General features: G+C 65.0%; 20 protein-coding genes. 11 read left to right on the top strand and 9 right to left on the bottom strand.

Features of this window, described 5'->3' with window-relative positions:
- From GGR04_RS20565 to GGR04_RS20545, 5 genes are all read left to right on the top strand, one after another.
- The coding region (locus GGR04_RS20565) for a helix-turn-helix domain-containing protein (RefSeq protein ID WP_312857500.1) at positions 1-474 on the top strand (474 nt) is incomplete at its 5' end.
- Positions 471-1,364, top strand: coding sequence for a restriction endonuclease (locus GGR04_RS20560; protein ID WP_183202030.1), 894 nt, complete (start codon positions 471-473; stop codon positions 1,362-1,364). The genes GGR04_RS20565 and GGR04_RS20560, both read left to right, overlap by 4 nt.
- Positions 1,365-1,610: 246 nt before the next feature.
- Complete coding sequence (locus GGR04_RS20555; protein WP_183202028.1) at positions 1,611-2,867, top strand: serine hydrolase domain-containing protein; 1,257 nt, start codon at positions 1,611-1,613, stop codon at positions 2,865-2,867.
- 720 nt (positions 2,868-3,587) lie between these two features.
- Positions 3,588-5,183 carry a FecR domain-containing protein gene (locus GGR04_RS20550; RefSeq protein ID WP_183202026.1) on the top strand — a complete coding sequence of 532 codons (1,596 nt, stop codon included), beginning with the start codon at positions 3,588-3,590 and terminating at the stop codon, positions 5,181-5,183.
- 54 nt (positions 5,184-5,237) lie between these two features.
- Positions 5,238-8,054, top strand: a complete 2,817-nt coding sequence (locus tag GGR04_RS20545; protein WP_183202024.1) for an EAL domain-containing protein — start codon at positions 5,238-5,240, stop codon at positions 8,052-8,054.
- A 278-nt stretch (positions 8,055-8,332) separates the two neighbouring features.
- Here the strand turns inward: GGR04_RS20545 and GGR04_RS20540 are convergent, their stop codons facing one another.
- A complete protein-coding gene (locus tag GGR04_RS20540) occupies positions 8,333-8,983 on the bottom strand; it encodes a TetR/AcrR family transcriptional regulator (RefSeq protein ID WP_210291904.1) in 651 nt (216 codons plus the stop codon).
- A gap of 426 nt (positions 8,984-9,409) precedes the next feature.
- Between GGR04_RS20540 and GGR04_RS20535 the strand changes: the two genes are divergently transcribed.
- From GGR04_RS20535 to GGR04_RS20525, 3 genes are read left to right on the top strand one after another with little or no spacing between them, the layout of a single operon-like run.
- The gene (locus tag GGR04_RS20535; protein ID WP_312857499.1) at positions 9,410-11,464 is read left to right on the top strand and encodes a TonB-dependent siderophore receptor; all 2,055 of its coding nucleotides are present in this window, start codon (positions 9,410-9,412) and stop codon (positions 11,462-11,464) included.
- A complete protein-coding gene (locus GGR04_RS20530) occupies positions 11,458-12,591 on the top strand; it encodes an ABC transporter substrate-binding protein (RefSeq protein ID WP_210291903.1) in 1,134 nt (377 codons plus the stop codon). The genes GGR04_RS20535 and GGR04_RS20530 overlap by 7 nt, the downstream gene beginning before the upstream one ends.
- Positions 12,558-13,685: a siderophore-interacting protein gene (locus tag GGR04_RS20525; protein ID WP_183202042.1), complete on the top strand. Its 1,128-nt coding sequence runs from the start codon at positions 12,558-12,560 to the stop codon at positions 13,683-13,685. Before GGR04_RS20530 ends, GGR04_RS20525 begins: the two co-directional genes overlap by 34 nt.
- Positions 13,686-14,140: 455 nt before the next feature.
- Here GGR04_RS20525 and GGR04_RS20520 read toward each other — a convergent pair whose 3' ends face one another.
- The 6 genes from GGR04_RS20520 to GGR04_RS20495 all read right to left on the bottom strand — a co-directional run bounded on the left by GGR04_RS20520 (position 14,141) and on the right by GGR04_RS20495 (position 21,202).
- Positions 14,141-15,775 carry a GMC family oxidoreductase gene (locus tag GGR04_RS20520; RefSeq protein WP_183202018.1) on the bottom strand — a complete coding sequence of 545 codons (1,635 nt, stop codon included), beginning with the start codon at positions 15,773-15,775 and terminating at the stop codon, positions 14,141-14,143.
- Positions 15,765-16,424, bottom strand: coding sequence for a gluconate 2-dehydrogenase subunit 3 family protein (locus tag GGR04_RS20515; protein ID WP_183202016.1), 660 nt, complete (start codon positions 16,422-16,424; stop codon positions 15,765-15,767). Before GGR04_RS20515 ends, GGR04_RS20520 begins: the two co-directional genes overlap by 11 nt.
- Positions 16,425-16,441: 17 nt before the next feature.
- Entirely contained in the window at positions 16,442-17,407 is a 966-nt protein-coding gene (locus GGR04_RS20510) for an ABC transporter permease (protein WP_183202013.1), read from the bottom strand.
- Positions 17,404-18,981 carry a sugar ABC transporter ATP-binding protein gene (locus tag GGR04_RS20505; protein WP_183202011.1) on the bottom strand — a complete coding sequence of 526 codons (1,578 nt, stop codon included), beginning with the start codon at positions 18,979-18,981 and terminating at the stop codon, positions 17,404-17,406. The genes GGR04_RS20510 and GGR04_RS20505 overlap by 4 nt, the downstream gene beginning before the upstream one ends.
- A gap of 212 nt (positions 18,982-19,193) precedes the next feature.
- Entirely contained in the window at positions 19,194-20,315 is a 1,122-nt protein-coding gene (locus GGR04_RS20500; RefSeq protein ID WP_183202009.1) for a substrate-binding domain-containing protein, read from the bottom strand.
- Between the two features lie 53 nt (positions 20,316-20,368).
- Complete coding sequence (locus tag GGR04_RS20495) at positions 20,369-21,202, bottom strand: sugar phosphate isomerase/epimerase family protein (RefSeq protein ID WP_183202007.1); 834 nt, start codon at positions 21,200-21,202, stop codon at positions 20,369-20,371.
- Between the two features lie 229 nt (positions 21,203-21,431).
- Here GGR04_RS20495 and GGR04_RS20490 point away from each other — a divergent pair, with 229 nt between their 5' ends.
- The 3 genes from GGR04_RS20490 to GGR04_RS20480 all read left to right on the top strand — a co-directional run bounded on the left by GGR04_RS20490 (position 21,432) and on the right by GGR04_RS20480 (position 24,178).
- The gene (locus GGR04_RS20490) at positions 21,432-22,724 is read left to right on the top strand and encodes an ROK family protein (RefSeq protein ID WP_183202005.1); all 1,293 of its coding nucleotides are present in this window, start codon (positions 21,432-21,434) and stop codon (positions 22,722-22,724) included.
- A 79-nt stretch (positions 22,725-22,803) separates the two neighbouring features.
- Entirely contained in the window at positions 22,804-23,811 is a 1,008-nt protein-coding gene (locus GGR04_RS20485; RefSeq protein WP_183202003.1) for a substrate-binding domain-containing protein, read from the top strand.
- A 220-nt stretch (positions 23,812-24,031) separates the two neighbouring features.
- Entirely contained in the window at positions 24,032-24,178 is a 147-nt protein-coding gene (locus GGR04_RS20480) for a hypothetical protein (protein ID WP_183202001.1), read from the top strand.
- A gap of 488 nt (positions 24,179-24,666) precedes the next feature.
- On the opposite strand, the gene GGR04_RS20475 is transcribed toward GGR04_RS20480, so the two are convergent.
- Complete coding sequence (locus GGR04_RS20475; protein WP_183201998.1) at positions 24,667-25,449, bottom strand: alpha/beta fold hydrolase; 783 nt, start codon at positions 25,447-25,449, stop codon at positions 24,667-24,669.
- Between the two features lie 46 nt (positions 25,450-25,495).
- Complete coding sequence (locus GGR04_RS20470; RefSeq protein WP_183201996.1) at positions 25,496-26,839, bottom strand: MFS transporter; 1,344 nt, start codon at positions 26,837-26,839, stop codon at positions 25,496-25,498.
- Positions 26,840-26,880: the final 41 nt, after the last annotated feature.

Raw genomic sequence — 26,880 nt, 5'->3', positions numbered from 1 at the left:
GGGAACCCATGCCGAGTACGACCGCATCAATCCGGAGACCGTCTGATGGATATCCGCCCGATCCGCACCGAAGCCGACTACGATTGGGCCTTGGCCGAGGTGGAGCAATATTTCGTCCATGAGCCCGAGCTGGGCACCGCGGACGCCGATCGCTTCGACGTCTTGTCCTCGCTGATCGAGGCTTATGAAGCGAAAACGTGGCCGATCGAGGCGCCCGATGCCGTGGACGCGGTGAAGATGGTCATGGCCGATCGCCGCATTTCACGCGAGACCCTCGCACCGGTGTTTGGCTCAAAATCGCGCTTGTCGGAGTTCTTGAACCGCAAACGGGGTCTGACCATGGCCGTCGCGAACCGGCTTCATGACGAACTCCAGATCCCGGCTTCGGTCCTGATCCGGCCCTATGCGATGGAGCCACGTACAGCGTCTGGAAGGAAGCGGGAAAAGGTTCGGGCTGGCGGAACCGGGGCATGATCGCCAACCAGCTCAAAAAGGATGATTTCTACCTCCCGATCATCCGGCTTCTGGACGCGCTTGGCGGTTCGGCCTCGATCGAGGAGATCGAGCAGAAGCTGATCGACGAATTCGCGTTCACGGACGAGGATCTGGCCGTCGCGCACGAGAAGAGCGGCACGCCGATCATTCCCAACAAGATCGCATGGTCTCGGAGCTACCTGAAAGAGGCCGGCTTGCTCGCCAATGAACGTCGCGGCGTCTGGGTTCTGACCGAGGACGGACGCAAGGCTCTTGCCGGCGGCGACGGGATCGTTCGCGAGCGCGTTGCGAACGCCATGCGCGAGTACCAGGCTCGGCGGAAGGCTGCGGCCGAGGCCAATGCCGCGGAAGAGGTGCCACCGGTCGAGGCATCGTCCGACGACGGCGTCACGACCGAGGAGGTGACCGACTGGCGGGATCAGCTGTTGGCGGCGTTGAAGGCCATGGACCCTTCCGCCTTCGAGCGGCTCTGCCAGCGGCTTCTGCGTGAGAGCGGCTTCGTGAAGGTCGAGGTCACCGGGAAGTCGGGCGACGGCGGGATCGACGGGGTCGGTGTCCTGCGCATGAACCTGATCTCGTTTCAGGTTCTGTTTCAGTGCAAGCGCTATGCGGGAGCAGTCTCATCGCCCGTGGTGAGGGATTTCCGGGGCGCCATGCAGGGTCGTGCCGACAAGGGCCTGATCATCACGACGGGCAGCTTCACGGCAGACGCACGGCGTGAGGCGACGCGCGATGGCGCGCCCGCCATCGATCTCGTGGACGGCGAACTCCTATGTCAGCTGCTGAAGGAACGGGGCCTTGGTGTCATCGTCCGCGAGGTTCGCACCGAGGAGGTGACCGTGGACAGTCATTTTCTCTCGTCCGTTTGATTCCATGATTTTGAGGACTCCGGTCCTGAAACTCCTCGATCTCTAGAAGGGATTGTTGGGCCGAAAGCGGACCGTCCGCTTCCTGGCATGGGGGCTAAGAGGCTGCCCTTCCACACGCCAAGCCAGTAGGGCGTTGCCGGGTCCGATACGCACGCTCGCGTTCCAGGTCACCGCTGAATCACCAATACTCGCTTGCTCCAGCCGTCCCGACGGGCACTATGCCGCCTGCAACGAGGAGACTTGATCATGTCGGCCCCCATCAGCTCTTTTGCTTTCACTGGACGATCCCACCTGCTGAGCGGATGGCTTGCCGCAGTTGCGGCGCTGGCCGTCCTCACACCGGCTTCCGCCGCGGATTCAGACGATGTCCATGCCGCCGAGAAGATCGGCAAGGTCGAGGACATCTACGACGGCACGCTGTTGCCCGACGATGCCGTGGCGACCTTTCGGAACATCGATCGGCTGTTTCCCACACGGGCGATCAGGGCCGGCGGTACCGTGCTGCCGTTGCCAAAGTCCGACAAGCCGCTCGGCAACGTCACCTTCGAGGTCGAAGGAAAGAAAAACGATCTCTACGACTTCATGGCGCTCGACAGCATCACCGCACTTCTCGTGCTGAAGGACGGCGAAGTCGCCTATGAGACCTACCAGCGCGGCAACACTGATAAAACGCGCTGGATGTCAATGTCGGTGGCAAAATCGATCACCTCGACACTCGCTGCCATCGCCATCAAGGAAGGCCTGCTCGCCGGCCTCGACGCCTCGGTCGCCGATTATGTGCCAGCGCTGAAGGGCAGCGCGTATGACGGCACGAGCGTACGCGATGTGCTGATGATGTCCTCCGGTGTTCGGTGGAACGAGACATATACCGACCCCGCCTCCGACCGACGGGCGCTCCTGAAGTCTCAAATGTCGCAGGTGCCCGGCTCGGCGATGAAGCTGATGGCCAGCCTTCCGCGCGCCGCCGAGCCTGGAACGGTGAACAATTACAGCACCGGGGAGACTCAGGTGCTGAGCGAAATCGTGCGCGGGGCGATCAAGAAACCGCTGGCCGACTACCTCTCGGAGAAGATCTGGGTGCCGTTCGGCATGGAGGCCGACGCCAGCTGGTGGCTTGATTCCCCGGACGGGCATGAGATCGGCGGAAGCGGCATCAGCGCCACCTTGCGCGACTACGGCCGCTTCGGCCTGTTTTTCCTGAACGAGGGCAAGATCGGCGGCACCTCGATCCTGCCAGACGGCTGGACCAAAGAGGCTTCGCGACCGACCCTGTTGAAGGACGGCTCGAAACTGGACTACGGCTACATGTGGTGGACAGGCTGGACTACGCCCTCGATCGCCGACGGCGCATATGCCGCGATCGGCATCCAAGGGCAGAACATCTACATCAACCCGGCGAAGAACGTCGTCATCGTCACATTCGGTGCCCAGCCCAAGCCGACCGGCAAGGAGCCGATCGACCCGCTGATCTTCTTCGACGCCGTCGCCGCCGCGCTGGACTGAGCCTCGCGGCCTACCGGGGTTAACGAGTCGATGCCGCTTACGGGGCCGTGGCGAAGATCATCACGCGTCGGTGGTCTAGCTCCTCGTCGGGCGTTCGTATTGGGCACCAGAAGGCGGACAGGCCACTTTCATCCAAACCCAGAAGCGACTTTCGATGCCGCCTTGGGCCGAAAGTTGCCTGTCCGCTTCTGCGTAGCGTTCGCAGATAACGGCCGTTCCGCAAACGACCCAACATCGATGGTTGATCGCCGACTTGGTTGGGTGGAAAGCTTCCAGTCCGTCTTCGGGGGCGACGGCAACAAAGTGGGCATAGGCACATAGGGCTGGCGGTGTCTGCGGGTCGTTTTGATCTCAGGCGAAGCAATCGGCCATTATGCTGGCTAGCAAAGCGCCCTACCGAACGATCACCCCGCCCTGCCCGATCAGGGTCGCAGCGTTGTTGTGGCTGCTCCGCGTGAAGTTGTAGCACTGCTCGACCGGCTCGATGGGGTGGGCCGGCCTCAAACGTTTGACCACTTCCTAAAGAGAAGCAGGTGCACCAGCGTCCAATCACTTCCGTGACGATACGGCCTTCGTGCATAGGGACGGTCTGAACGTGCGACCGGAGATACCGAACAGGATTGTCTATTTTCCTCTAGTCGCGGCAAATTCGATCCCTGCGGTTAGGCACCTGTAACCGTTCCTGCGTCATCCTAAGGGGACCGAAGCTAGGCAGATCTCATGTCCGCACGTCTCCACGTCCTCGCCCTTTCGCTGGTTGCGCTCGTTCAGGCCGACGTCGGGTGGGCACGCGACTGGCGGGTCGATCGCGTCAGCGGCACGGCCTGGACGATCGAGACGGCGGAGAAGCGCAGCGTTCTGACCTCCGGCATGATGATCCCCGAAGGGCTGACGATCGCCACCGCGAAGTCGGGACGCATCCGTCTCTCCAGCGAGAACAACGTCATGACGTTGGGCCCAGGGAGCGTCGCGGTGGTGCGGCCGAAAGGCTTCTTCAGTTCCAAGACCGAGGTGGTGCAGCAGGTCGGCAGCATCGAGTTCGACATCGAGAAGAGGGCCTCGCCACACTTCTCCGTCCAGACCCCCTTCATGGCGGCCGTCGTCAAGGGAACGGCCTTCACGATCAACGTCTCGAAGACCGATACGAAGATCGGCGTCAGTCGCGGGCTCGTTCAGGTGCGCGATTTGAAGACCGGTGAGACGGCGGGTGTCGCAGCCGGCCAGCGCGCCAGCGTGTCCGCCGCCGCGCCCGGCTTACGGACGGCCGGCGTGGATGCCCCGGACGTCACGCCCGGAAAACCGTCTGCGCCCAGCGTTGCTCCCTTAGGGCAGGCGTTGAGCAGCTTCCGGGAGGCACAAGCGGCCGAGACGCAGGGCTCAACCTCCCAGTCGGTCGGCACCGACGCGGCTGCTTCGACCAATGGTGGTGCCAGCGTCTCCACATCTCGATCTTCCGCCGCATCTGGTTTCGCCGGCTATGGCGGTGGCGATTCCAACGGGCGTGATCGTTCGTCGCTCGGCAACACCACCGCCGAAACCAATGCAGGCGGTTCAGAAGCCGCGGGTTCGGCGAAGGCGGCCGGTGGTTTTAATTCTTCGGGTAACAACGGAGGCTCGGGGTCCGAAACGGACAAGGGCCCGAAGGGTAACGAAAGCGGCGGCAACGGCGGTCCCGGCAGCAACGGCGACGGCGGGTCCGTCGGCAATACCGGCGGCGGCCACGGCAACAGCGGGAACGGCAACGCTGGGTCCAGTGGCGGCAACGAGAACGCGACCAATGGAAACGGTGGACCCACCAGCGACCACGGTGGCGGGAACGGAAACGGGAACAATGGCAACGGTGGGCCCAGCGGCGGCAACAGCGGTGGGAGCGGGAATGGCAACGGCGGGCCTACCGGCGACAACGGTGGCGGGAACGGCAACGGCGGGTCCGCTGGAGGCAACGGCGGCGGGAACGGCAACGCCAACAACGGAAACGGTAATGGCGGACCCACCGGCGACAACGGCGCCGGGAACGGCAACGGCAACAACGGAAACGGAAACGGAAACGGCGGCCCCGCCGGCGACAACGGCGGCAACAATGGGAACGGAAACGGCAATGGCGGGCCGACCGGCGACAACGGCGGTGGCAACGGCAAAGGCAACAACGGGAACGGAAACGGAGGACCCGCCGGCGACAACGGCGGTGGGAACGGAAACGGCAACAACGGAAATGGGAACGGCAACGGCGGGCCGACCGGCGACAACGGTGGCGGGAACGGCAAAGGCAACAACGGGAACGGGAACGGGAACGGCAATGGGGGTGGCAAAAAGTAGGCGGCACTAGGCGCGCTGGCGGACACCGACAGGAGAGCGACCGGGATGGTGAGTTTGGACACCGACAATCGGTCTTCGAGCCAGATGGCAACGTGGATCGGGCAGCTTGTCACCCTTCTGATCTTGGCGACCTGCCTTGTCGGCGCGTACGTGTCCGGCGGTGCCAGGTTGTTGGACACACAACTGTCCGACGTCCGATACTCGTGGCTACAGCGCCCGGCGTCCGGGGAGATCGTCCTCGTCGACATCGACGCCAAGAGTCTGGCGGAGGTCGGCGTATGGCCATGGCCGCGCCGCCTCCATGCCGCCTTCTTGAAGGCTGCGGCGGAGGCCGGCGCGAGACGGGTTGCCTTCGACGTCGACTTTTCTTCGCGTGCGAACGGCGATGACGATGAAGCGTTCGCCGAAGCCCTTGGCACGACCGGGCTCGAGACGTTCCTGGCGGCTTTCGTCCAGTACGATGCGGCTTCGGGGACGACGCTGCCGTCCCTGCCGATCCCCTCGCTGCTCGCGGTGTCTTGGCCGGCCTCGATCAACGTCCCGATCGATGCCGACGGGCGCGTTCGACGCTTTCCACTTTCCATGGACGTGGACGGTGAGACGATAATCTCCATGCCCGCGGTTCTTGCTGGGCGCCAGGAGATCGGCGGGGACTTCGGGATCGACCACGGGATCGCCGCCGCCTCGATCCCACGCATCTCCTATGTGGATCTCGTCGGCGGGCGCATCGCAAAGGGCCTGCTAGCTGGAAAGACGCTGATCGTCGGCGCGACGGCGATCGAGCTGCACGACCTGTTCCCTGTCCCAAGAGCAGGCATCGTGTCGGGATCGACTGTCATCGCGCTCGCGACGGAGTCGCTGATGCAGGAGCGGGCGCTGACATCATGGCGACCGCCGCTTCCGATGGCACTTCTCCTTCTGGTGTCCGGCGGCTGGCTCGTGGTGCGCAATCCGCTTCGCCGAAGCGTGCTCGCCCTCGCTGGAGCTTCGGTCGCGATCGAAGGGGCCGCGGCCTGGCTCTATATCGAACGCGCCGTGATGGCTGAAACGGCCGAACTTCAGCTCGCGATCGGGGCGATCACGCTCTGGAGCCTCGTGCGGGAGTTCGACCTTCGCCAGTTTCGACTTTGGGTGTCGCGGGTCGAAAGCCGTAACATGGCGCGGCTTCTGGAGCGGGTCGTCGACGATGGGTTCGACGCCATCGTGATCGTCGATGAACAGGGCGTGATTAAGCGGATCAACGAGGTCGCGCGACGTCTGCTCGACCTGCCCCGGACCGATCGTGTCGGGGAACTGGCCGATCTGCCGACTGCCCTCGTACAAGCGATCGAAGAGGCGATGAGCGAGTTGGACGATGTTGCGACCGGCCGCCCCCCCGTTCGACGTACCGTCAAGCTGACGGGCAAAGACGACGCGTGCGTCCTCGAATACACGGTCTCGCCGTTCTGGCTGGAGGACAGGCGGCGCGGCGGCGGTGAAGGCCGGCGTCTACGCTATGCCAGTCTCCTGCTGCACGACGTGACGGATCGAGAGACGGCTCAGGAGCAACTTCGCTTCGCCGCCTTCCATGACAGCCTGACCGGGCTTCCCAATCGCCGAGCGTTGGAAGCAAAACTTGACGAACTCGCGGCCGGCAACTCTCCGGTCGCCTTGCTGGCTTTCGACCTCGATCGGTTCAAGGGCGTCAACGATGCGTTGGGTCATGCGACGGGGGATGCCGTCCTCGTGGAAACCGCCCGTCGTGCCACTAGCGTCCTCCCGAGCGATGCAGCGGTCTTCCGGATCGGGGGCGACGAGTTCCTGGTCCTCGTCCGATCGACGGATGGCGACCGCGCCCGGCGTCTTGCCGAACGCATCGTCCAGGAAGTTAGCCGCGTCTACGAGGTGAACGGACACCGCGTCTCAATCGGGACCTGCGTCGGCATCGCGACCGCCAACGACGGTGGCATTGATCCGTCCGTCCTGCGCCGCCAATCCGACGTCGCGCTCTATCAGGCAAAGCGAACGGCGGCCGGTCCGGTGGTCGAGTTCGATCTCTCCATGGATACGGCGCGCCTCGAACGGCTCGCGCTGGAACGCGATCTCGCACAAGCGCTCGAAATCGGAGCGTTCGAACTGGCCTACCAGCCGCAGGCCTCCCTCCAGGACGACGCCTGGACCGGCGCGGAAGCGCTGATCCGCTGGCGTCATCCCGAACGCGGCTTCGTGTCCCCGGCCGATTTCATTCCGGTCGCGGAGGAGACCGGGATGATCCACAAGCTCGGAGCCTGGGTCCTTCACCAAGCCTGCCAAGACGCGTTGCACTGGCCGGAGGCGATCAAGATCGCCGTGAATGTCTCGCCCCTCCAGTTCCTATCCGGCGACATCGTCGGGGCGGTGCATTCGGCTTTGGCATCGTCCGGACTCGATCCTCAACGGCTGGAACTCGAAATCACCGAGTCGGCCTTCGTCGGCGAGAACCATCGCCTGTCCGGCATCTTCGACGAGCTTTTGGCTCTCGGGGTGAGCTTCGCGCTCGACGACTTCGGCACCGGCTACTCCTCGCTCGGCTATCTGCACCGCTTTCCGATTGCCAAGATCAAGATCGACCGGAGCTTCGTGACCGACATTCCCGAGAGTCGGCATTCGATGGCTGTGCTCCGCTCCGTGGTTGTTTTAGCCCGTGGGCTTGGCATTCGCACGATCGCCGAAGGCGTCGAGACGGCTTCGCAGGCGGCAGTTCTCCGAGAGATCGGCTGCGGTGAAGTGCAAGGCTACCTCTACTCCAAACCGCTGGACATCGTTCGGTCGACCGAACTGTTTGAGAAGGGCTCGCGAATGCGCAGGATCGGTTACGAGAAGACAGGTGATCTGCTCCGAGCCGTCGGTTGAGCATTGAACTCTGGCGCTGAGCGAACGTCCGCTTCCCGGGTTGGCTGCTGTCCGCTCCTACGTCTCGGAAGGGCGCAAAGCGGCTACGCATCGACCGAGCATGTTGAAAATCTATATCTGATAATGTCCTTTACCAGTCATACGGACGGAATGCCGGTCTCGGAGGTCACCAGAAGCAGTGAAATTTCATTCAACGCAGAATAAGTTTTTACATAAATCTAGACAATTTTTACCATGATAAAGCAAATTGATGTTGAAGATTCCGGTGTAGTGTACGTTTAGATCGACGCTCCCTGCATAAACAATTGCCAAGCGCGTTGGAAATATAAGGTACTTTGACCTTCATCTCTAAATGCGTGCGGGTCTAGCATGGCAGCGAGTGTTGGCTTCACGGCAATGGCATAGAGGAGCTGGTCGGCGATGAAGGCGGCGTCGCCCGGTGCCATGTCTCCCGCTTCCTGGGCTGCCGAGACCAAGGCCGTGAAGCGCTGCAGGATGGGGTCGTCGGCCGTCGCCAGCTTCGGGGCGCAACCAAACACGATCAACTCGCCGTAGGAGATGCGGTGCAGCGCCAGAAGCTGGGGATCCAGGTTGATCGACAGGAGCTGCCGGGCAAAGCTCGACAGTCTGTCCAGGGGCGGGCCTTCCGCCGGTGTCGCCGCCTCCAGCCGTTCGACGGCATGTCGGCGCAAGTGGTCGAGCACCGCCTGGAACAGGGCGGTCTTGCTCGCATATCGTCGATAGATCGTATCCTTTCCGGCGCCGCAAGCCGATACGACCTGCTCCATGGACGTCGCCGCGAAGCCGTTGGCCGCAAACAGCCGCGTTGCCTCGGAGAGAATTCGAAGATCCAGCGCTTCGGCGGCTTTCTTCGACGGCCGTCCGCCCCGCGTCAGGCCGGTCTTCGAGATCGTTTCGCTTTCGGGCAATCGACCTTGTCCTTGTCCTTGTCCTTGTCCTGAGGCCGAGCTTCGAGACGCGCCGGGAGACGCGGGTTCTGTGCGGTCCATGGGTGGCATAGACGTGATCCCCGGCGGGCGGACTGTTTCTTTCAGGACGCTCCGAAGGCGACGTATCCCAGATTGGAACGACATCAAAGAAGAGCATGAGGATCGACAGCGAAAAACTTGATGATTGAAGTCAAGAATAAAACTGGACGGCATCGTCCCGATATGGTGATACGGATCGACGGCTCGGGGGAGCCGGCTCGTTTCCAAGCGGGCGTGACATACGGTTCGAGGGGCCTCGCGTCGATGAAGACATCCTGCTGCCTAGCCTTGTTGATGGCGGCCGCGCCGATGGTTCTACTGTCTGGACCAGCCGCCGCTCAGGAACCGATCGTTCTGGACACCATCGTGATCGAAGGAAGCGCCGACGGGGTCACCGCCGATGGACGCTCCGGCCGTATTCTTGCCAAGCGGAGCGTTTCGACGACGAGAACCGATACGCCGGTGATCGAAACGCCGCAGTCGGTCTCGACCGTCACCCGCAAGCAGTTGGACGACCAGAACCCTCAGACCGTCGGCAATGCCCTGCGCTACACCGCCGGCGTTCTCTCCGATCCCGATGCCACCACGCGCTACGATGCGGTGTTCTTGCGTGGCTTCGGCGGTTTCGGCACATCGACGAGCTACGTCAACTTCCTCGATGGGTTGAGGCTGCCGCGCGGTCAGGGCTTCGGCCAGTTCCAGGTCGATCCGTTCCTTCTGGATCGGGTCGATGTCCTGAAGGGTCCGGCGGCCTTGCTTTATGGACAGGTCAGCCCCGGCGGCCTCGTCAATCAGGTCAGCCGCATGCCGAGCGGAACGCCGTATAACGAGGTGCGGCTGGAAGGTGGCACGCATCGTCGCGTCCAGTCTGGATACACGACGCAGGGCGCCTTCGACGAGGCCGCGGTCTGGCAGTACAGTCTGTCGGCGATCGGCCGACGCGCCGACACGCGCTACGACGGCGTGGAGGAGGAGCGCCTGGCGATCGCCCCTGCCATTGCCTGGGAGCCGGACGCCGACACGCGGCTGACCGTCCTCGGCAGCTACCAGAAGGACCCGGAGGGCGGCTACTTCAATTCGCTCTATCCCGGGTTCCTTGCCCCGCAGGCCTATCGCCCCTATCTGAACCGCGACCTCAATGTGGGCGATGCCGGCTTCGAGGGCTTCGAACGCGAGCAGGGGATGATCGGTTATCGGTTCGAGCACCGTTTCAACGAAACGGTCGAGGTCCGCTCGAAGCTTCGCTATGCCGACGTTTCGACGGATGTGAACGCCATCCAGTTCGTCGCCCCGCTGGGTGCCGACGGCATCCTGCCACGAGCAGCGTTCCGATCCGACGAGCACACCGACGGCCTGGCGACGAACAACGAGGCTCTGCTGCGCTTCGACACCGGACTCTTGCGCCACGAGCTCCTGGCGGGGATCGATACGCAGGCCTTCGACAGCGACTGGCGCTACGGCTTTGCCGCCGTTCCCGGTCTCGACGTGGTCAACCCGCGATATGGCGTGGATCCAGGCCCCTTCCTCGGCATCATCGATACGCGGCAGAAAATCGATCAGACGGGGACCTACCTTCAGGACCAGATCGCCCTCGGCAACTGGCGCGGGCTTCTGGGCATCCGGCACGACTGGACCGGCCAGGACACGATCAACCGTCTCACGAACGTCGAAGCGGACCAGTCGTCGCAAGCGACCACATACCGGGCGGGCCTTCTCTACCTCTTCGACACCGGCATCGCGCCTTATGCGAGCTATGCGACATCCTTCGAGCCGGTGGTCGGGGTCAATGCAACCGGCACCGCGTTCGACCCGACCGAAGCGGAGCAGTTCGAGATCGGCATCAAATACGAGCCGACGTTCCTCGATGCGCTGTTCACAGTGTCGGCCTTCGACATCCGCCAGGAGAACGTCCTGACACCCGGTTCCGCGCCCGGCTTTAATATCCAGACGGGAGAGATCCGTTCGCGCGGCCTGGAGTTCGAGGCGCGCGGCAACGCCACCGACAATCTGGAGATCATCGCCGCGCTGACTCTTCTGGACACGGAGGTCACGCAGACCTCCGTGACGGATGCGCGGGGCAAACGCCCGCAGGCCGTGCCGAACCATTTCGGATCGCTCTGGGCGAACTACACATTCGACCGCACGGCCTTGGAAGGGTTGCAGTTCGGTGCCGGCCTGCGTTTCGTCGGGTCGAGTTTTGCCGACGATGCCAATCGGGTGAAAGCCGACGGATATACTCTGGTCGATCTCTCGATGCGCTACGATCTGGGAAGCGCGGATCCGAAGCTGGCGGGCACCATCGCGACGCTCGACGTGAAGAACCTCTTCGACGAAGACTACTATTCGAGCTGCTCCTTCAACATGTACTGTCAGTTCGGCAGCGAGCGGCAGATCCTCGGCGGGCTGCGGAAGATATGGTGAAGTGGGGCATGGGCATTGATCGTCGCGCCTTTTTAGCGGGCGCGGCTGCCGCCATCGCGGCACCGGAAGTGCGGGCGGCGGGCTCTTCGTTCACCGTCACCGACATGATCGGAAGGCATGTCGCCCTCGTCGGGCGGCCCTCCCGTATCGTGCTTTTGGAAGCGCGCGACGTCTTGACCATGGGCGTCATCCACCCGGAGCCGGCAAAGCTCATCGTGGGTTGGGCGGCGGTGGACCGGATCGATAGCGACGCGCTTCGACAGGCCTACGAACATCAGGCTGGTCACTCCATCGCGGTCGTCGGCAAGCTGGAGCCGGGCAGCGTATCCCTCGAAGCCGTGATCGCGCTTCAGCCGGACCTCGTGGTCGCAAGCGCCTATGCCGATGGCGGCGACGATCTTTTCGTCCAACGGCTGGAGTCGCTGGGCATTCCCGTCGTCTTCGGCAGCGCTGTGACCAATGGGGACGACAAGGGGCATGGCGACGACCTGTCGAACCTGATGCGGTTCTGGGGCCGCATCCTGGGACGTGAGGAGCAGGCGGAAGTCTATCTGTCCTTCTTCGCGGATCGGCTTTCCGCCGTGGGGCGGTGTCTCGAAGGCGCCGAACCGGTCAAGACCTATCTGGAGGTCCAGTCAACTTACGCGGATTGCTGCTGGGCAGCCGGCAAGATCGTCTGGGGCACCTTGCTGGCCCAAGGCGGCGGGCGCTCGCTTGACGCCGTGACCTCCCCATGGTTCCAGCAGATCTCCGCCGAGCAGCTGATCGCAGAGGCTCCCGGCCTCTACATCGCTTCGGGCGGCGGATTCTCGATCAAAATCCGCCCGGCCATTGCGCCGGGTCTTCCCGTCGAGACCGCAAGGCAAGGGCTCCGGCTCCTTGCCGAACGACCCGCGCTCTCGATCTTGGAGATGGTCCGGCAGAAGCGCGTGCACGGCATCTGGACCGGACTGGTCACGGTGCCGCCGCTGAACATCCTGTTCGTCGAACTGGTCGCGAAATGGGCCCACCCCGACCGATGTGCCCAAATCGATCCCGCCGGCACGTTGGCGGCTTTGAACGAGCGCTTCCTGACCATCGGGATCGAGACGCCATGCTGGGTCAGTCTGCGAGACGACCAGCTGTGACGCTCCGCGCTTCCAGCCATATCGCGTTTCCGCGTGTCGCCGTCTTCACCGACATACTCGTTGAGGCGCTGGCCGCGCACGACATGCAGGTGCGCCCCGACGAGAACGGCTTCGTCGCGACGTCACCCTTCGGCACGGCCTGGATGGTGCCCGGCGACGGGTCCCTGGACCTGCGGGTCGAGGCGGAGACCGCCGTCGGTCTCAATCGCGTTCGGCATTCACTGACAGGGCTGATCACCTTCAACGCGCGGTCCGAGACTCTCTCGATCGAATGGCAGGGCGATGTCGTCGGCCCGACGCTTCCCCCCGATCTCAGAGTTCTGACGGTGGCTAATGTCCGCGACGTCACGCCCCGCATGAGGCGCGTCTCCTTCACGGGCGAGGACCTATGGCGATTTGCTCCGCTGGATCAGTTGCATGCCCGTCTTCTGTTCTCGCCCAAGGATGCCGGCGATCCCGAATGGCCGCGGCTCGACGACGATGGCGGCATCCTCTGGCCCGGCGGGCGACAAACGATCGGCTCGCGTGTCTATACGATCCGAACCGTAGATCCCGTGGCCGGCACGATGGCCATCGACTTCGTCCTGCATCCCCACGGCGGCGGGCCTGGAATCGAATGGGTGCGGTCAGCCAGGGTTGGCGACATCGTCGGCATCCTCGGCCCCGCCGCCCATGGTCTAAGGCCCGCGTCCCATTACCTTCTAGCGGGCGACGAGACGGGGTTGCCGGGCATCGCGCGGATTCTGGAAGCGCTTCCTCCTCATGTCGGCGGCGTCGCGATGATCGAGGTCGAGGACGCGCAAGAGGAACAGACCCTTGCGGCACCCGGCGGCGTCGAGCTTCGCTGGCTGCATCGCAATGGCCGCTCTCCCGGAACGACGTCTTTGCTCGACGAGGCCGTGCGCGCCACGCCCGGGATGCCGCCTGATACGTTCGTATGGGCGGGTTGCGAGTTCCAGGCCTTTCGCGCCATCCGGTCCTACTTGCGCGAGATCGGCCTCCCCCGAGCTCAACAGGTTTGCTTCCCGCATTGGCGGGCCGGGATGAGCGAGGAGGACATCGTTGAAGTCGGCGCACAAGCGGTTGCGGAATAGATCAGGAAGATCGCCCGGGATACCCGCCGATTCGCAGAGCATGTGATGCAGATCCGTTTTAGGTATGCCTTCGATGAACCATCGATGCAGTTGGTTCAGGATCGTCGTTGATTTCCAGTCAAACTGTACCGCCGTGCTATGAACCATGCAAAAAAGACCATAGCGGCTATCGAGTTCGTTCGCGCCTATCTCCCTACATCCAGAGGCGGCTAAAGGAGGTTCGGAACCGTACGCTTAGCCCGCAACCGTCCCGATTGAGAACGGCTAGCAAGACGGCGCAAGCGTTCTCGTAAACGAGGGTGTTTTGAGAATGGCCGGGGCGAAAGCGGATGGACCGCTTCCGAGCGTCCGCTTCGTCTGCCGCCTGAGACCGAACGGGTTGGGAATTGGTAGGTCCGCTTTCGGTGTGCTGTAGCCTATTGCCGTCCTCCCACGCACCTTTCTCATCATATTCATCAGCGCCCGCGCTCCGCAATAATTTTTTCAGCTACGCGCCAGGCGTTCGCCATGATGGTCAGGGTAGGATTGGCGCCGGTGCCGGTCGGGAAGGGCGAGCCGTCGACGACGTAGAGATTGTCCACCTCGTGGGCCCGGCACCAGCGGTTGAGGACCGACAGGCTCGGATCGTCGCCCATACGGGCCGTCCCGTGCTGATGCGAGCAGTTGCCGGTCACGCGATCCGCATAGACCTTCGTGATCGACTTCGCGCCGCTGGCCTGCAGGATGTCGGCGCCGCGGTCGATCAGGTAGCGCCCCTGCGCCAGATCGTTGGCATGGGGCTTCAAGGTGACGCGCGCCACCGGAAGGCCCCAGGCGTCCCGCACCTCGTCGTCGAGATCGATGCGGTTGTCGTGCTGGGGCATGTCGTGCAGCACCATCGCGATCGCCAGGCTGTGGCTGAACTCTTCGCGGTCGATGCGCTTGGCCTCCGCGCCCCAGGACGGCGCGCCCGGCAGGCGCCAGTTGATCGGCAGCGGAATGCCGACGCCGGCCACCGCGATGTGCCCACCCGAGACGAAGCCGCGGGCGTCGTCGTGCTCGTAGTGCTCGAAGGTCGAGGCGCTGACATAGCCGCCGCCCGCCCAGGCATAGACAGGGTCCTCGTAGGTGCCGACGGCGGCGGAATATTCGTGGAAGGTGACGTTGCGCCCGACGAGATCGGAGCCGTTGGCGAGCCCGTTCGGAAAGCGTCCCGAGCGCGACAGGAGCATCAGCCGCGCCGTCTCCACCGCGCCGCAGGCGAGGATGAAGAGATCGGCCGCCTGCTCGAAGACCTCGCCATCGGCATCCTCGTAGACGGCGGCCCGGATGCGGCCGGCACCGTCGAGGACGAGTTCGCGCACGTAAGAGTCCGGGCGCAGGTCGTAGTGTCCCGTCGCCACGGCATCGGGCACGAACACGTTGAGCGCGGACGAGCGCGTGCCGGTGGGATCGCCGTGCTGCTGCGCGAAGGCGCTGACGACGGTCGCCCTGCGACCGTTGAAGGGCCGCGAGAGCGCGGCCTGCGGCGTCGGGAAGGCGTTCCAGCCGAGCGCCGAGCAACCCTCGTGGAACTTCTGGGCGTAGCGCGACATCGGCATGGGCGGACAGGGGTAGCCGCCGGAGCGCGGGCCCTCGTAGCGGTTGGCGCCCGCCTCGCCGGAGACGCCGAAGGCCCATTCGACCTTCTGGTAGTAGGGTTCGAGCTCGTCGTAGGTGATTGGCCAGTCGGCGAGCGAGGCGCCGGGCAGATCGCCCGCGACCGTGCGCAGCCGGAAGTCGTTCGGCGTGAAGCGCGGCAGCCAGCCCTGCCAGTGGACCGTGCCACCGCCGACCATCTGGGGCACCGGGCAGAAGAGATCGACGCGCGCCTCGTCGGCCGCGCTCTCGCGCCAGGTGCGCGGGTTGAGCATCGGGTCCGGCCAAAGATTGTAGCGGTTGATGTTGGCGAGCTCGTCGCCGCTGAAGCTCTCCTTCTGGCGCCACGGACCCTTCTCCAACGCGACGACGCGCACGCCCGCCTCGCAGAGGACCTTGGCGGCGGCGGCCCCGGAGGCGCCCGCGCCGATGACGACGACGTCAGTCCGTGTCGGCTTGTTCCTAGAGACCATCGTGGAACTCCTTCACCTTCTCCGCCTCGCCTTCGGCGAACCATTGCAGCGTCGTGTAGCGGCCCTCTTGCACCTCCTTCAGCGAGGCGGGGCCGGGAAAGCCGATGACCTTCCACCCCATCGCGTCACGGTTTCCGCCGTAGATCGGGTCGGCGTAGAAGCCCTGGCGGGTGTGGGTGACGAGAAGGGGAAAGAAGTCGAGATCGACCTCGGTCGAGGTCTGCTGAAGGGCCGGCTCCCCGAGCGGGCCGGCGAGGCCGTCGGAGACGGCGAGCGTCGTCGCGGCACCCGAGCCGTCCGCCTCGAGAGCCCTCAGGACGTCGTCCTGATCCGCGGGGGAGAGGTCCTGGAAGGGTGCGGCGAAACGCTGCCGCGCCCGCGCGTCGAGATCGCGGATGCCGTCGGCATACTTGCCGCGCATGATCTCGATGCGACGCATCCAGGCCTCGGCGAAACGGCCCTCCAGCACCTCGAAGCCGGAGCCGTCCGGCTTGGCGAAGATGAAGTCGAGGCCGGAGAGGTAGCGCTCCAGAAAGTCGATGCAGCCGGCCTCGCGGGCGCCGGGCGTCCCGTCGTCGGAGGGAATGATGCGGGCCATGGCGGCCTCGATCGTGGCGCGCTGGTGCGGGTCGAAGACGGTGTCGGTCATCGGCTTGTCCTTTGTTCTCAGCGCCGTCGCGCCTGGCTGATGGCGACCGCGAGAATGATGATCGCGCCGCGGGCGATGAGCTGCTGCGAGAATTCCAGCCCCATCAGCACGAGGCCGTTGTTGATGAGCCCGATCATCAGCGCGCCCATGATCGAGCCAACGACGGTGCCCGCGCCCCCGAAGAGGCTGGTGCCGCCGAGCACGGCGGCCGCGATGACCGAGAGTTCGTCGCCTTCGCCGAACTGGAACCGCCCGGACCGCAGGCGGCCGGCATAGAGCATTCCGGCAAGGGCCGCCGCGAGCGAGGAGATCAGGAGGACCTTGAACTTCACCGAGGACGTATCGATGCCGGAATAGCGCGCGGAGGTCTCGTTGCCGCCCGTCGCCAGCACCCGGCGCCCGAACGTCGTGCGGCGCAGGACGACATGGCCGAGGATGCCGGCCGCGGCGACCCAGAGAAGAAGGCTCGGAACGGGACCGAGATTGCCCGCGCCGAAGATCGAGATGTAGGGCTTCGAGAGGATCGGGATCGCGGCCGTGCCTGAGATCCACATCGCCACGCCCCGCGCGATGCCCATCATGGCGAGCGTCGTCAGGAAGGACGGGATGCCGACGGAGGTGGTGAGCCAGCCGTTCATCGCGCCGCAGACGAGGCCCGTCCCGAGCCCGTAGAGAATACCGCCGGGAATGCCGAACTGGTCGATCCCCATGGCGGTCGCGACCGAGGCGAGACCGGCCACCGCGCCGACGGACAGATCGATCTCGGCGGTACCGAGAACGAAGGTCATGGACACCGCGACGATCGCGATGATCGCGGTCTGGCGGATGATGTTGAGAAGGTTGTTCGGGTCGAGGAAGCCCTTGTCGCCGAGCGTCGCGGCGAAGATCAGGAAGATCGCCACGAAGCCGATGTAGATGATGTAGTCGCGCCAGTCGGCGAACCGTGAAGGTGCCGTCTTCGGCGCTTGGCTGGATTCGCTCATCGGGCCATCTCCCTCGGCGCTTGCGACCGGGTTTGTTGCATCAGGGTGTTCAGGGTCTGCTCGGCGTGGAGGAGCGCGTCGACCTCGCCCGCCTCGGTGCCGGGGTCGAGGTCGTGGCGCGAGACTTCGCTGACGATGCGCCCCTCGGACATGACGAGGATGCGGTCGCAGGCAGCGAGCAGTTCCTGGAGTTCGGAAGAGAGCACGAGGATCGCCTTGCCCGACCTGGCGAGATTCCGGATCAGCGTCACGATCTCGGATTTCGAGCCGATGTCGATGCCCGCAGTCGGCTCGTCGAGAATGAGGATGTCCGGCTCGGTGGCGAGCCATTTGGCGATGACGACCTTCTGCGCGTTGCCGCCGGAGAGCGAGCGCACCGGCGCCCGGCGGCCGTCCGTCTTGATGCGCAGGCGCTCGATCGACGCGTCGGCGAGCCGCGCGGCCTTGACCCCGTCCACGAGGCCGCCGCGCGACAGGCTCGCGAGGTTCGGCAGGGCGATGTTGCTCTCCACCGTGTGGAAGGCGACGAAGCCCTGGCGCGCCCGGTCTTCGGGCACGAGCGCGATGCCGGCGGCGATCGCGTCGGAGGGCTTGCCGATCGCGACGGCACGGCCGCCGACGCGGATCTCGCCGGCCTTCGACGGCGCGACGCCGGCGAGCACCCGAGCCAGCGACGAGCGCCCGCTCCCCAGAAGGCCCGCGATGCCGACGACCTCGCCGCGGTGGAGCGTCAGGTCGACGCCCGCGGGCTTGCCCTCGCCGACGAGGCCGCGCACCTCGAGCAGCGCCTCGCCGACCTCGGCGGTCTCGCGCACGACGTCGGAGAAGCCGCGCGAGCGCCGCCCGATGATGTGGGCGATCATCGAATCCAGCGTGAACTCGGCGAGCGGCGCCGTGACGATATGGCGCCCGTCACGCAGGACGGTCGCCCGGTCGGCGATGCGGAAGATCTCGTCCATCCGGTGCGAGACGTAGACGACGGCGACGCCCTCGGATTTCAGTTGGCGCACGTAGTCGAAGAGGCGCTCGACCTCGTTGCCCGAGAGAGCGGTGGTCGGCTCGTCGAGGACGAGGACCTTGCAGGGCGCGGAGGTCGCCTTGACGATCTCGGTCAACTGGCGATGGCCGGCGGGAATGTCGGAGACTTTGGCGAGGGGATCGACAGCGACGCCCATGCGCGCGAAAAGGCGGCGTGCCTCCTCCACCGCCGCGCGATCGTCGAGAAAGGCGCCGGACCGGATCTCGCGGTTGAGGAAGACGTTCTGCGCGACGGTGAGCGTCGGGACGAGGCTCATCTCCTGGAAGGCCATGGAGACGCCGAGCCGGCGGGCCGCCTCGGCCGAGAAGCTCGTCATCGCCACGCCGCCGATCTCCACCGTCCCGGCGCTCGGCGGCTGCACGCCGCGCAGGATCTTGAGGATGGTGGACTTGCCCGCGCCGTTCTCGCCGAGCAGCGCATGGACCTCGCCCGGCCGGACGTCGAGATCGACGCCGTCCAGCGCGCGCACGCCGCCGAAATGCTTGGACACGCCGCGCATGCGCACGGCATCGGGGATCGAGGACGAGGGGCTCATGGACGAGACCTTCCGGACGGATCGTGGCGACGGGGATGCGGGCGACAGGGATGCGACGGGGAGACCGTCGTCGGCATCGATCGAAATCTGGTCATCGTCCGTCAGGACGCGCGAAGTCTCGCAAGCGGTCGCGCCGATCGAAGCGCCCGCACCCCGAGCTTGTCGCGGACGCCGCGCCCTCTTCGAAGGAGGGGCGGCGCCGGCGGATGGGCCTACTCCATGCTCTGCTTAATCTTGTCGGTGACCGGCTTGTGGTAGACCTGGCTCCAGGCCTCGGCGAGATTGGCCTTTGTCACCGGCAGAGCGGGCAGCGCGACATAGGCCGGCGCCGGCTTGTTCAGGAGGCCGTAGCCGGCGAGCATGGCTTCGGTCACGCCCTGGTCGAAGGGCCGCTGGGCGGAAAGGCCCTTGATCGGGCCGTCGCCCGCCATGTTGATCGCCGCGTTCTCGCCGAGGTCGCAGTTGACGATCACGAGATCGTCGCGGCCGTTGTTCAGCGCGGCGTTGACGACGCCTTCGGCCGGCACGTCCCAGACCGCCCAGATGCCCTTGATGGAGGGGTTGGAGACAAGCAGCGCGCCCGCCGCCTTCTCGGCGTCGCCGGCGAAGTCCGGTCCGCCGATGCCCTGTTCGGCGACGACCTTGATGTCGGGATAGTTTTCGGCGAGCGTCTTCTTCACCGCGTCGTAGCGCTGCTTGGTCACGAAGAAGTCGGCCGCGTGGAAGACCAGTCCGACATCGCCCTTGCCGCCGAGCGCCTGGGCGAGGAGATGGGCGGTCGCGACGCCGTTGCCGTAATTGTCGGCCGAGACGGACGAGACGTAGTCGGTGCCCGCCTTGAAGCCGGCCGGCACGTTGTCCATGAAGACGAGCTTGGCGCCCGCCTCCCCCGCCGCCTTGTAGGCCGCCGCCGTCGCGGTCGGATCGGTCGGGATGGAGACGATGATGTTCGGCTTCTGCGCCATCACCGTCTCGATGTCGGCGACCTGCTTGTCGGGCTTGAAGCCGGCATCGGTTACGGCGACGACCGATATGCCCATCTTCTCGAACTGCGACTTGAGGCCCTCGATCTGCGCCTGGCTCCAGTCGTTGCCGGCATAGTGCATGACGATCGCGGCCTTGGCGTTCATGCCCTTGATCTCGGCGAGTTCCGCGTCCGTCAGCGAGACCGCCGAGGCGGGCTCGGGCTTCTCCCCGTTCGGGCCGACGCTGAGGACGGTCTTGCCGACGTCTGCCAGGGCCTGCGCCGGGTCGGCCGCATGGACGGACGGCACGACGGACAATGCCAGAGTGGCAGCCAGCGCCGTCGAGCGCAGAAGCAGGGTGATGCGCATAGGTAGTCTCCTCCCAGAATGAAATTGTCGGCCGGCCTCTTCGAGCCGGATTGTCAGGCCTTGGCGGCCTCTGCCCTCACGAAGTCGAGGCTCTCCCGCGCCCCGGCCGCCGGATCGGCCCATGCGTCCAGCTCGTTGCAGACCCAGCCCTCGTAGCCGATCTCCTTCAGCGCGCGGATCACCGCGCCATTGTCGCAGTCGCCCTCACCGACGGGCGTGAAGGCGAAAGGTTCGCGCTGCCAGCCCTTGAGATGGACGTAGGAAATCCGGGCGGCGTGCGCGCGCACGAGCGCGGCCGGGTCGCCGCCGGCGGCTGCGAGATGCGCCGTGTCCGGGCAGAAGCCGATCGCAGTCGTCTCGAAGATGCGCGCCACCTGATCCGGCGTCTCGACGATGGTGGAGAGATGGGGATGGTAGTGGGCGGCCAGCCCATGCCGCTCGGCCAGCGCCACGACCTTGTCGAGACCGGCCGCCAGGGCATCGTAGTCTCCGTCGCGAACGCCCGCCAGCCGCCTCGCTCCGCCGCCGACCACGAGATGCTCTGCACCGAGCGACCGGGCGGCCTTCGCCGCGCGCTCGATGCGGCCGAGTTCCTCGTCGAGAATGTCGGCGAAGATGAAATTGGCGCCGGAATAGACGGCGACGAGATCGAGACCGGTCGCGGACAGGATGCGGCGAACATCTTCGGATGGCTCGCCGGCATCGTCCAGCACGTTGCCGTCGAAGAACTCGATGCCCTCGTATCCGGCCGCCGCGATCTCGCGAGCGGCGCGCTCCATGTCGCCGAACGTGCGGTAGGCGAGCCGTCCGATCGAGGTCACGCCGACGGCATCGCCGCCGAGCGGACCCCAGCAATTGGCGTGATACGCCATTTTCCAAGCGGCCATACCGTCCCTCCCGACAGATGACGACACTTTTGGTGTCTTGCGCAATTGTTATGTCGATAAAATGCAGAAGTCAACTCCAATCTGTCGATGGGCATCAAAACGGGTTGCATGGCCTCCTCCGCCCCGGCATGTTGGCTCGTGAGAAGGAGTCACTCCCTTGCCGAACCAACGGGCCGCTATTGTATCCCCTCGACCTGTGGACGCACCGCCCCCCCTCGGAGCGGAACGCATGCGCGCTCTCGAAGCAGAACGTCAGAGTCTGGTGTCGATTCTCTCCATCCTACGCGCCAACGGCTCGGCGACCCGCCTCGATCTCGAACGGGAGGCGCATCTCGGCCGCGCCGTCGTCGCCGACCGGCTAGCGACCTTGTCCGGTTTCGGCCTCGTCGAGGAGGGCGGCACGGGACGCTCGATCGGCGGGCGCGCGCCCCGCCTCGTGCGATTTCGCGCCGAAGCCGGCCGCCTCCTCGTCGCCAATCTCGACGGCAGCACGATCGGCATCGGGCTCGCCGATCTCTCCGGCCGGCTCCTGATCGAGCATTACGAGGGTATCGAGACGAACCCGGCGGGTCATGTCCTGTTCGATCGCTTGGCGGCCTTGTTCCAGTGGGCGCTAGCCGACAGCCCCGCCCCCTTGTGGGGCTTTGCGCTCGGCGTGCCAGGCGCCGTCGATTTCGGAGCGGAAGCCGAGCTTGCGGTGCCTCGGTTCACCACCTTTCCGAGCTGGAACGAGGCGAGGCTCGTCGAGCGCCTCGCCTTGCGCTTTCACGCGTCCGCCTTCGTGCGAAGCGCCGTGCAGACCGCGACCCTCGGCGAGACGACCACCCTTGCGCCCGAACAGGGCGCACAAATGCTGTTCGTTCATCTTGGCACGAGCATCGAGGCGGGGATCGTGGCGGACGGGCGCCTCCTGCGCGGCGCGCAGGGGATTGCGGGGCAGATAGGCCATGTCTACGCCGGCAACGAGCACATGCTTGTCTGCGGCTGCGGGAATGTCGGATGCCTGCAAACCGTCGCGGGCTGTACGGCCGTTGCCGCGGAGGGGCGACGCGCCGCCGAGGACGGCCGCAGCCCTGCGCTCGCCGCCACGCTTGCGCGCACCGGCGCCGTGGAGATCGCGGACATCGGCACCGCAGCACGCCTCGGCGATCCTTTTTCGGCCGATCTTCTGGCAAAGGCGGGACAGGCGATCGGAACGGTCCTCGCCAGCCTCGTCAATCTCTTGAATCCTGCAACCCTCGTGGTCGGCGGGGACCTCGCCGAGACCGGCGATATTTGCCTCGCCGCCATTCGCGAGGGCGTTTACCGTCACGCCCATCCCCTGGCGAGTCGGGACCTGACGATCGCGCGCTCGCGCATGGGCCGCTCGGCCGGCCTCGTCGGCGCGGCCTCGATCGTGGCGCGGGAGCTCTTCGCTCCCGGCTTTGTGGAGGACTGGATCACGACCGGAACGCCGCTTCTCCATCCGCGAACGATCGTCTCTCTGGCGCAATCGAAGCGTTCGGTCGATGGCGACTCATGAGCCGAGATGCTGCAAGATCGAACCCGACGCTTCAAACGACCGAGGTGACGAGGCTGGAGGCGAACCGCTCATGACGCACATGGAGGAGGCCGTCGTCCCCGCGGAAACTGGCCTCGGCCCCCATGGCGAGCGTCCCGCCGGTTCCGAGCTCGCGCGGCTCACGCCGGAGGTCTGCGCCGAGGCGGCGATGTGCGGGTTCAGGATTGCGGTGCTCCTGCACACCCAGGCCTCGGACTGGTCGCAGCGCCAGATCGCCGGCATCGGGACGCGCTTGGCGCAAGCGGAGGCGCATCTGGCCGACATCATCGATTGCGACTATCGGCCGGACTTGCAGGTCGCGGCCGTCGAGCGGCTGATCACGGCACGCCCGGACGCGGTGATTGCTATTCCCGTTGGCGGCACGGCCGTCGCGGATGCGTTTCGCCGTCTGTCCGCCGCCGGCATCCGCCTCGTCCTCCTCGACAACGTCCCCTCCGGCCTCCTGCCGGACCGCGACTATGTGAGCGCCATCTCCGCCGACAACTTCCGCCTCGGGCAGATCGCCGCGCAACTGCTGGCCCCCCATATGCCGCGCGAAGGCCGCGTCTGCGTCGCCGCCTACAATGTCGACTACTTCGCGACGGCCCAGCGCGACATCGCCTTCTGCAAATGGATGCGGCGAGAGCGCCCGGACATCCACCTCGACCACATCAAGTTCGAAGCACCCGGCCGGGCCGGCGAAGCCGTGTCCGCCTATCTTGAATGCGGCACCGTACCGGACGGTTTTTTCATCGTCTGGGACGAGCCGGCTGTTGCGGCTTTGCCGGTCCTGGCCACCTGCCGACCGACGCCGTCGATGACGACCGTGGATCTCGGCAGCGCCGCAGCGCGAGCCCTCATCGAAGGCCGGCTTCTGCGCGGTGTCGCAGCGCAGCGTCCTTTCGAACAAGGGCTCACCGCAGCATCAGCGGCGATCCTGTCGCTGACGGGCCGATCCGTGCCTCCGTGGATCGTCATTCCCGGACTTGCCGTTACGAAGGAGAATGTCGCAGCCGTCTACCGCGACGTTGGCGGCACCCCGAGCGCTCCGCCCCGGCTGCGCGAATAATAAGTCCCATCGCTTCGAGAAAGGTCTGATCTAAGCCTGCCTGCCGCTGTCCGGCATCACCGTGTCCGGTAAGATCTGGAACATCATCGTGGACGGCTTCAACGCGATGGGAAGCATGGGTTACGGTTGAACCTATTCATCCCACCCGCTCGCGCGAAAGCTGGTGTCGCTAATTTCGAACTGATCGACGATCTCGACTTTGTCCACAACGCCAAAGATTTTGAAGCTTGATTCCGAGGGCCTTCAGGATGCGCTTGGCAATCTCAAGATGGGCGGCAAGGTGGAGTTGCTTTGCATTAGTGAAGAGCGTTTTGGTTATGCGACGGCCGGCTATGTTGCAAAGATTCTTCGGGTGCTGGAACGTTAGAAAATCCGTCCAGACCGAGACCTGTCCGCATTCGATTGAGCCAGTTGTTGTAGGTCCAACCAATCCGTAGAGCCAAGTTTTAGACGCAGTTGCCGGTCGATGGCTGGAAGCAGTAGCACAGGTTTCTACACGCCAAAAACTTTGTAACAGAGCCGTCTGAGATCGTGCGGATGTTTGGATGGTCAGTTTCGCTTGATGGACGACAGTCTCGCCGGCGGATCGGAAGCGCGATTCATTCGACGGCTGTTCCAGGTGTCCGGCGCTTGAAATTGGAACAAAAGGGATCTCTGCTGAGGATCATGCAGCATCACGGCCTGACGCTGGAGCGCCATACCGCCCGGCGGCCTGGCCGAACGCATGCTCGAAATCTGCCGACTGAACAATGGGCGAGATAAGCTCTGGTGTTCAGTGCATCGACAAGCGGTATGTCACCCTATTGGCTGCATTCGAGCCTATCGATGCAATCGGGCATCCTTCCGAACGTGCTCTCATCGCGACGGAGAACTCTCTGCGCCGGCCGCTAAAACATGCCGTGTCACAGCTGTCACCACAAGGTCCGGTCGCTCTCGGAAGGGAGAATGACCGCAATCGGCAATGATGATGGCCTTCGCTGAGGAGACAAGGGCCTCGATCCGCCTCATCTGGTCGATGCTAAAATAGGTGTCGTCCTGACCATGAAACAACAAGGTCGGAGCGCGAACCGCTTGGAGGCTGCCCTCGATCGACCAGTCCCGGAAGTGCGGGTTCAGCCAGATCCCGGCCCAGTTCCAGAAGACGGCGTCTGGATTATCATGGTGCCGTGCGAGTCGTTCGCGTAGATCGCCAGTGTCGAACCGCTCGCGCATCCGTTCGATCGCTTGGAGCGCACCAGGCTCCACCGTCACGTGTGGTGCTTCCAGAACGAGGCTTTTAACGCGCTCGGGAGCGCTCGCGGCGACGAGGAGGGCGATCGCAGTGCCGTCGCTGTGTCCGTAAAGATGCGCTTCATCAATGCCCAAAGCATGCATGAGCGCGAGGGTCTGGTCTGCGGCCCGTTCGAGAAAGTCCGTGCCCGGCGGTTCGGGCAACGGGTCGGATCGTCCGAAGCCCTGACGGGACCAGACGATCACGGGATGACCCGTCGCCGCCGCGAGGCGCTCGGGAAACGTGTCCCAGAGTGAGAGGGAACCAAGCGCCTCGTGGAGAAGCAGGATCGGCGTCCCGGCGCCCGCAACCTTGCGCAGTTCGATCCGGGCGCCGTCGATCCGGATGAACTTGACGTCCCGAACCATGGGTCTTCGCTCCATCCAACCATGGCTCCGGTAGATCACGGGACCGCTACAGCCGTTCCAGATTGCCCCGCGTCTCCTGCGTAAGGAAGGCGCCGAGAAGATAGACGAGCGTGACGGCGACCGTGAAGATGGCCAGGGTCGTCGGAATTCCGGACGGACCGCCCGCCGCGAGGGACACGAAGGTAGGCAGAATGCCGCCGAGCGCGAAGCCGATGTTCCAGGACAAGCCCGTCCCGGTCGCGCGGATCGCGGTTGGAAAGCGCTCGTTCAGATAGATCAGGAGCGGGCCGTAGCTGGCATTGGCCAGGAACGACAGAGCAAAACCACAGAGGGCGATCGTCCAGAGCCCTGTGGCGCCTCCCATGAGAAGGAAGAGCAGCGGGAACGCTACGAGCCGAACGATCCCCATCCCGATGAAGGCCGGGCGGCGGCCGACGCGCTGGCTGAGTTCACCCCCGCCGCAGGCGCCCAATGCGGCACCCAAATTGGCGAAGATCAGCATGAGCGACGCGGATGGTCCGGGAACCCCGTTCACGACGTTGTAGAAGGTGGGAAGATAGCCCGACGTCAGATAGTAGGCCGAGCCGCCGCCGAACGACAGAAGCAGGGTCAGCAGAAAGCCGTTGAGCTGCGGACGCGAGAACAGCGTCCTGACAGGAGAGGCCTCCCTTTGTGCGGTCGCCCTCGTCGAGGCCTTCCTTGCCTGCAGCTGCTTGAACAGCGGCGATTCCTCAAGGTTCCGGAAGATGACGAGGCCGATCACCGAGGTCAGGAGACCCGAAAAGAACATCACGCGCCAACCGGTTTCGGCGAAAGCGTCTCCGGGGAATAGAAGCGAGACAACGAAGAAGACGAGCGAGGCCAAGAGGCCGCCGACGGCCGAACCGCCGCCGCCGATCGCCCCGGACATGAACCCGCGCCAGCGCTCCGGGACCGTTTCCGTCCCGATCGTATGGGAGGACGCGACGACGCCGCCGACGAAGATGCCCTGTATGAGGCGGAAGAACAGAAACAGCGCAGTGGCGAGCCAGCCGATCTGCCCGACCGTGGGCAGGAGGCCGAAAATCGCGGTCGAGATGCCGACGCCCGTGACTGCGACCATCAGGGCCCGCTTGCGCCCGAAGCGATCGGCGTAGGAGCCGAAGATCGCCGAGCCGAGCGGGCGCACTAGAAGCGTGACCGCGAAGGATGCGTAGGCGCCCGCCAGCGACAGCATCGGCTGTTCCGACGGGAAGAACAGGCGCCCGACGATCGGCGCGACGTAGAGGAGGATGAAGAGGTCGAAGAGGTCGAGACCCCAGCCGAACAGGGACGCCGAGGCGGCCGTGATGATCTGGCGCCGGGTGGGCGGCTCTGGTGCAAGCCGATCGGCCGGATCGTTCGTCGACATGATGGTTTCCTCCACGAAAGCCGGTCTTAGATGCCGGTGTT

The sequence above is a fragment of the Aureimonas pseudogalii genome, assembly GCF_014196835.1.
GTDB lineage: Bacteria > Pseudomonadota > Alphaproteobacteria > Rhizobiales > Rhizobiaceae > Aureimonas > Aureimonas pseudogalii.
The sequence above is the reverse complement of the archived record's forward strand: the minus strand, read 5'-3'. Positions and strand labels throughout refer to the sequence as shown.